This window comes from Mesorhizobium sp. M7A.T.Ca.US.000.02.2.1 (assembly GCF_003996995.1).
Lineage (GTDB): Bacteria > Pseudomonadota > Alphaproteobacteria > Rhizobiales > Rhizobiaceae > Mesorhizobium.
Genome location: NZ_RZTT01000352.1, coordinates 1 through 6,418 on the forward strand (window position 1 = coordinate 1; position 6,418 = coordinate 6,418).

Below are 6,418 nucleotides of genomic sequence, written 5' to 3' on the forward strand. Positions count from 1 at the left end.
CCTCTGGTCAGTTCGCCGCCGCGGTCTGCGCGGCGCCGATGGATGCAGTGACATTGGTGACGAGCGACTTGACCGATTCGGCCGTCGCGTCGAAGACCGGGGCGGGATAGACGCCGAAGAAGATGACCAGAACGACCAGCGGGTAGATGATCACCTTCTCGCGCAGCGACAGGTCGAGCAGGCCCTTCAGGCTGTCCTTGGTCAGCGCACCGAAGATCACCCGGCGGTAGAGCCAGAGCGCGTAGGCGGCCGACAGGATGACGCCGGTGGCGGCGAAGAACGCCACCCAGGTGTTGACCCGGAACACGCCGAGCATGGTCAGGAACTCGCCGACGAAGCCGCTGGTACCGGGCAGGCCGACATTGGCCATGGTGAAGATCAGGAACACCGTGGCGTATTTCGGCATGTTGTTGACCAGGCCGCCATAGGCCGCGATCTCACGTGTGTGCATGCGGTCGTAGATGACACCGACGCACAGGAACAGCGCGCCGGAGACGAGGCCGTGGCTGAGCATCTGGAAGATCGCGCCCTGCACGCCTTCCTGGTTCATGGCGAAGATGCCCATGGTGACGAAGCCCATATGAGCAACCGACGAATAGGCGATCAGCTTCTTCATGTCCTCCTGCATCAGCGCCACCAGCGAGGTGTAGATGATGGCGACGACGGACAGCGCGAAGACCAGCGGCGCGAACATTTCCGACGCCAGCGGGAACATCGGCAAGGAGAATCGCAGGAAGCCGTACCCGCCCATCTTCAACAGGATGCCGGCCAGGATGACGGAGCCCGCCGTCGGCGCCTCGACGTGCGCGTCGGGCAGCCAGGTGTGCACCGGCCACATTGGCATCTTCACCGCGAAGGAGGCGAAGAAAGCAAGCCATAGCCATGTCTGCATGTTGGCCGGGAAGTTGTGGGTCAGCAGCGTCGGGATGTCGGTTGTGCCGGACTGGAAGAACATCGCCATGATGGCGAGCAGCATCAGCACCGAGCCGGCGAGCGTGTAGAGGAAGAACTTGAACGAGGCGTAGACGCGCCGCTTGCCGCCCCAGACGCCGATGATGATGAACATCGGGATCAGGCCGGCTTCGAAGAAGACGTAGAACAGCACGATATCAAGCGCGCAGAACACGCCGATCATCAGCGTTTCGAGCAGCAGGAAGGCGATCATGTAGGCCTTCACGCGCTTCTCGATCGATTCCCACGACGCCAGGATGCAGAGCGGCATCAGGAACGTCGTCAGGATGACGAACAGCATCGAGATGCCGTCGACGCCCATATGGTAGGAAATGCCGGAGTCGAGCCAGGCGACCTTCTCGACGAACTGGAAGCCGGACTGCGAATTGTCGAATCCGGTCCAGATGAACAGCGAGATGATGAACGTGAAAATCGTCGTCAACAGCGCGATGGCGCGGATGTTGCGCCGTGCGTTTTCGCTGTCGTCATTGATGAACAGGATAAGCAGCACACCAACCAGCGGCAGGAAGGTGACCAGCGAGAGGATTGGCCAGGCGGTCATCAGAGCATCATCCAGGTGACGAGTGCGGCAACGCCGATCAGCATGGCGAAGGCGTAGTGGTAGAGATAGCCGGTCTGCAGCTTGACGACGCGGTCGGTGACATCGACGACGCGCGCCGAAATGCCATCCGGGCCAAGGCCGTCGATGATGGTGCCGTCGCCGGTCTTCCACAGGAAATGGCCGAGGCGCTTGGCCGGACGCACGAACAGGAAGTCGTAGAGCTCGTCGAAATACCACTTGTTGAGCAGGAAGGCGTAGAGCCCGCGATGCTGCGCGGCCAGGTTGACCGGCATTTCCGGCGAGCGGATGTAGAATTTCCAGGCCAGCGCGAAGCCGATCAGCATGGCGATGAAGGGCGACAGTTCAACCCACAGCGGCAATTCGTGGATGTCGTGCAGGATGTGATTGTCAGGCAGTGTGAACAGCGATGCCTTCCAGAACTCGGCATAGCCCTCGCCGATGAAGGCGCCGTGGAAGATGACGCCGGCAAACAGCGCGCCCGCGGCCAGGATGAACAGCGGCACCAGCATCACCGGCGGCGATTCATGGACATGGTGCATCACCTCATGGCTCGCCCGCGGCTTGCCGTGGAAGGTCATGAAGATCAGGCGCCAGGAGTAGAAGGAGGTGAAGCAGGCGGCGATGACCAAAAGCACGAAGGCCATGCCGGCAACCGAATTGTGGCCGGCAAAGGCGCTCTCGATGATGGCGTCCTTGGAGAAGAAGCCGGCGGTGCCGATGACCGTCACCGGAATGCCGACGCCGGTCAGCGCCAGCGTGCCGATCACCATCATCCAGTAGGTGGTCGGGATCAGTTTCCTGAGGCCGCCCATCTTGCGCATATCCTGCTCGTCGGACACGGCATGGATGACCGAGCCCGAGCCGAGGAACAGCAGCGCCTTGAAGAAGGCATGCGTGAACAGGTGGAAGATCGCCGCGCCATAGGCGCCGACGCCGAGTGCCACGAACATGTAGCCGAGCTGCGAGCAAGTCGAGTAGGCGATGACGCGCTTGATGTCGTTCTGGACGAGACCGACGGTGGCCGCGAAGAAGGCCGTGAAGGCACCGATGAAGGTCACGACCGTCAGCGCCGAATGCGACAGTTCGAACAGCGGCGACAAACGGGCCAGCATGAACACGCCAGCCGTCACCATGGTCGCGGCATGGATCAGCGCGGAAACCGGTGTCGGGCCTTCCATGGCATCCGGCAGCCAGGTGTGCAGCGGCACTTGCGCCGACTTGCCCATGGCGCCCATGAACAGGAGCAGGCAGACGATCGTCATGGCCGCCTGCTTGTCCAGCGCATAGCCGAGGAAGGTCAGCACCGCGGCGCCGTGCGGGGCGCCTTCGGCCGGAATGAACGTTGCCGCATTGGCGAAGATGGTGCCGAGATTGACCGAGCCGAACAGCACGAACAGGCCGAAAATGCCGAGCGCGAAGCCGAAATCGCCGACGCGGTTGACGACGAAGGCCTTGATTGCCGCGGCATTGGCCGACGGCTTCTTGTACCAGAAGCCGATCAGCAGATAGGAGGCGAGGCCCACCCCTTCCCAGCCGAAGAACATCTGCACCAGATTGTCTGATGTCACCAGCATCAGCATGGCGAAGGTGAACAGCGACAGATAGGCGAAGAAGCGCGGCCGGTTCGGATCGTGGTGCATGTAGCCGATCGAATAGATGTGAACCAGCGCCGACACGGTGTTGACCACCACCAGCATCACCACCGTCAGCGTGTCGATCCTGAGCGCCCAGGCCGCTTCCAGCCCGCCTGACTGGATCCAGCGCATCACCGGCACGGTGAACACCTCGCCATGGCCGAAACCGACGGTGAAGAAAGCGACCCACGACAGCACCGCCGCGATCACCAGGAAACCGGAGGTGATGTATTCGGACGCCTTGGCGCCGAGCGACGTGCCGAACAGGCCGACGATCAGGAAGCCGAGCAGGGGAAGGAAGACGATGGCCTGATACATGGTGGTTCCGTCAACCCTTCATCATGTTCACGTCTTCGACCGCGATCGAGCCGCGGTTGCGGAAGAAGACGACGAGAATGGCAAGCCCGATGGCGGCCTCAGCCGCCGCGACCGTCAGCACGAACAGCGCGAACACCTGGCCGACCAGATCGCCGAGTGCTGCCGAAAAGGCGACGAAATTGATGTTGACCGCCAGCAGGATCAGCTCGACCGACATCAGGATCACGATGACGTTCTTGCGGTTCAGGAAGATGCCGAACACGCCGAGCGTGAACAGAACAGCCGATACGGTCAGATAATGCGCGATGCCGACAACCATCTCAGAGTCCCTCGCCTGTCTTGACCTTGCGGATTTCCATACCGGTCGCCGGCGTGCGGCCGACCTGGGCTGCGATCGACTGCCGCTTGACGCCTGGTTTATGGCGCAGCGTCAGCACAATGGCGCCGATCATGGCGACCAGCAGCACGAGGCCCGAAATCTGGAAGTAGTAGAGATAGTCGGTATAGAGGATGTCGCCGAGCGCGGCGGTGTTGGTCCGCGTGGCGAGATCCGGAATGGGCTTGGAGACCGTCGAGGCGAGCTGCGGCGCGAAAGTGTAGCCGCCGAGCACGACGATCAGCTCCGCCGCCAGGATCAGCCCGACCAGCGCGCCTATCGGCGCATATTGCAGGGCGCCTTCCTTCATCTCGGCGAAATCGACGTCGAGCATCATGACGACGAACAGGAACAGCACCATCACCGCGCCGACATAGACGACGAGCAGGATCATCGCCAGGAACTCGGCCCCGGTCAGCATGAACAGGCCGGCGGCGTTGAAAAAGGTCAGGATCAGGAACAGCACCGAATGCACGGGGTTGCGCGACGAAATGACCATGAACGCCGACGCCACCGCGACAAAGGCGAAGAGGTAGAAAAAGGCCGCCTCTAGTCCACTCAACATTGGGGATCCCCCGGGTTCCTGTACGAACAGGACGCTCGTCCTGTTTGTTGTCTCTGGCCTGGTTCCGCCTCCGGTTCCAAAGCCGCGTTGTCCTAGCCCATGTTCCGATCGGGTTGAAAGGCCCGATCGAAAGAAACATGGGCCACTCTGTATTCCGGAGCATGATCTGGTCCGAAAAGTCCGCAACTTTTCGGGATCATCCTCTGGACGAGGCCCCTGCCCCGCCCATGCGTCAAATATCAGCGGTAGGGCGAGTCCAGCGAGATGTTGCGCGCCAGTTCGCGCTCCCACCGGTCGCCATTCGCCAACAGCTTGTCCTTGTCATAGTAGAGTTCCTCGCGCGTCTCCGTCGCGAATTCGAAATTCGGCCCCTCGACGATGGCGTCGACCGGGCAGGCTTCCTGGCAGAAGCCGCAATAGATGCACTTCACCATGTCGATGTCGTAGCGAACCGTGCGGCGCGTGCCGTCGTTGCGGCGGGGGCCGGCCTCGATGGTGATGGCTTGCGCTGGGCAGATCGCCTCACACAATTTGCAGGCGATGCAGCGTTCCTCGCCATTGGGATAGCGGCGCAGCGCATGCTCGCCCCGGAAGCGCGGGCTGGTCGGCCCCTTCTCGTGCGGATAGTTGATCGTCTCCTTCGGCGCGAAGAACTGGCGCATCGACAGGAAGAAGGCGCTGACGAAATCCTGCAGCAGCAGCGATTTGGCGGCTTGGGAAAGAGCGGACATCACGCAAACCCCGTGATCTTGAGGAAGGCCGCTGTGGCGACCACCATGAACAGCGAGATCGGCAGGAACACTTTCCAGCCAAGCCGCATCAATTGGTCGTAGCGGTAGCGCGGCACGAAGGCCTTCACCATGGAGATGCCGAAGAACACGAAACAGACTTTCAGCACGAACCAGATGACACCCGGCACCCAGGTGAACGGCGCGAAGTCGAACGGAGGCAGCCAGCCGCCGAGGAACAGGATGGTGGCCAGCGCGCACATCAGCACGATGGCAACGTACTCGCCAAGGAAGAACAGCAGGAACGGCGTCGACGAATATTCGACCATGTGGCCGGCGACCAGTTCCGATTCGGCTTCCACCAGATCGAAGGGCGGCCGGTTCGTCTCGGCCAGCGCCGAGATGAAGAAGATGATGAACATCGGGAACAGCGCCAGCCAGTTCCAGTCGAGGAAGGTGTTGGGCAGGCCAAGCCGCGTACCAATTCCATCATGCTGCGACAGCACGATATCGGTGAGGTTGAGCGAGCCGGCGGTGAGCAGAACGGTGACGATGACGAAGCCGATCGAGACCTCGTAGGACACCATCTGAGCGGCCGAACGCAGCGCGCCGAGGAACGGATATTTCGAGTTGGAGGCCCAGCCGCCCATGATCACGCCATAGACCTCAAGCGAGGAGATGGCGAAGACATAGAGGATGCCGACATTGACGTTGGCGATCGCCCAGCCCTGATTGACCGGAATGACCGCCCAGGCCGAGATCGCCAGCACGGCCGAGACCAGCGGCGCCAGCAGGAACACGCCCTTGTTGGCGCCGGACGGGATGACCGGCTCCTTGAAGACGAATTTCAGCAGATCGGCGAAAGCTTGCAGCGTGCCCCAGGGGCCGACGACGTTCGGGCCACGGCGCAGTTGCACCGCCGCCCAGATCTTGCGGTCGGCGTAGAGGATGTAGGCAACGAAAATCAGCAGGATAACGATCAGCACGACCGATTTCAGCAGAATGATCAGCGCCGGCAGCACGTAGAAGGAGAAGAAAGTGTCCATGCTTATTCCGCCGCCTGCTTGAAGCCGCTCTTGGCCAGTGCCGAGCATTCCGCCATCACGGCCGATGCCCGCGCGATCGGGTTGGTCAGGTAGAAATCCGTCACCGGCGAGGTGAAGGTGCCCTTGTTCAGCCGCCCGCCGAGCTTCGCCACCCCGGCGATGTCCTCGGCATTGCCCGCCGCGACCTGGTCGATACGGGCCAGATGCGGGTATTCGC

6 protein-coding genes and 1 pseudogene are annotated in these 6,418 nt (G+C 61.9%); all 7 read right to left on the minus strand.

All coding sequences use genetic code 11. The features are described 5' to 3' along the window. Nucleotides 1-7 precede the first annotated feature (7 nt). Entirely contained in the window at nucleotides 8-1,513 is a 1,506-nt protein-coding gene (locus tag EOD15_RS26005; RefSeq protein ID WP_127320599.1) for an NADH-quinone oxidoreductase subunit M, read from the minus strand. Further along, a complete protein-coding gene (gene nuoL, locus EOD15_RS26010) occupies nucleotides 1,513-3,486 on the minus strand; it encodes an NADH-quinone oxidoreductase subunit L (protein ID WP_127320600.1) in 1,974 nt (657 codons plus the stop codon). Before nuoL ends, EOD15_RS26005 begins: the two co-directional genes overlap by 1 nt. A gap of 10 nt (nucleotides 3,487-3,496) precedes the next feature. Further along, the gene (gene nuoK / locus EOD15_RS26015; protein ID WP_010910101.1) at nucleotides 3,497-3,805 is read right to left on the minus strand and encodes an NADH-quinone oxidoreductase subunit NuoK; all 309 of its coding nucleotides are present in this window, start codon (nucleotides 3,803-3,805) and stop codon (nucleotides 3,497-3,499) included. Between the two features lies 1 nt (nucleotide 3,806). Beyond that, nucleotides 3,807-4,427 (minus strand): NADH-quinone oxidoreductase subunit J, encoded by a 621-nt coding sequence (locus tag EOD15_RS26020; RefSeq protein ID WP_127267204.1) that lies wholly within the window; start codon nucleotides 4,425-4,427, stop codon nucleotides 3,807-3,809. 239 nt (nucleotides 4,428-4,666) lie between these two features. Continuing rightward, nucleotides 4,667-5,158: an NADH-quinone oxidoreductase subunit NuoI gene (gene nuoI, locus EOD15_RS26025; protein WP_023812382.1), complete on the minus strand. Its 492-nt coding sequence runs from the start codon at nucleotides 5,156-5,158 to the stop codon at nucleotides 4,667-4,669. Further along, nucleotides 5,158-6,201, minus strand: a complete 1,044-nt coding sequence (gene nuoH / locus EOD15_RS26030; protein ID WP_027034808.1) for an NADH-quinone oxidoreductase subunit NuoH — start codon at nucleotides 6,199-6,201, stop codon at nucleotides 5,158-5,160. The genes nuoI and nuoH overlap by 1 nt, the downstream gene beginning before the upstream one ends. 2 nt (nucleotides 6,202-6,203) lie before the next feature. Beyond that, nucleotides 6,204-6,418, minus strand: a pseudogene (locus EOD15_RS26035) (NADH-quinone oxidoreductase subunit G); the annotation flags it as partial.

Coding starts and splice junctions, on each gene's coding strand:
- EOD15_RS26005 (WP_127320599.1), bottom strand. CDS start 1,513: ATGACCGCCTGGCCAATCCTCTCGCTGGTCACCTTCCTGCCGCTGGTT.
- nuoL (WP_127320600.1), bottom strand. CDS start 3,486: ATGTATCAGGCCATCGTCTTCCTTCCCCTGCTCGGCTTCCTGATCGTC.
- nuoK (WP_010910101.1), bottom strand. CDS start 3,805: ATGGTTGTCGGCATCGCGCATTATCTGACCGTATCGGCTGTTCTGTTC.
- EOD15_RS26020 (WP_127267204.1), bottom strand. CDS start 4,427: ATGTTGAGTGGACTAGAGGCGGCCTTTTTCTACCTCTTCGCCTTTGTC.
- nuoI (WP_023812382.1), bottom strand. CDS start 5,158: ATGTCCGCTCTTTCCCAAGCCGCCAAATCGCTGCTGCTGCAGGATTTC.
- nuoH (WP_027034808.1), bottom strand. CDS start 6,201: ATGGACACTTTCTTCTCCTTCTACGTGCTGCCGGCGCTGATCATTCTG.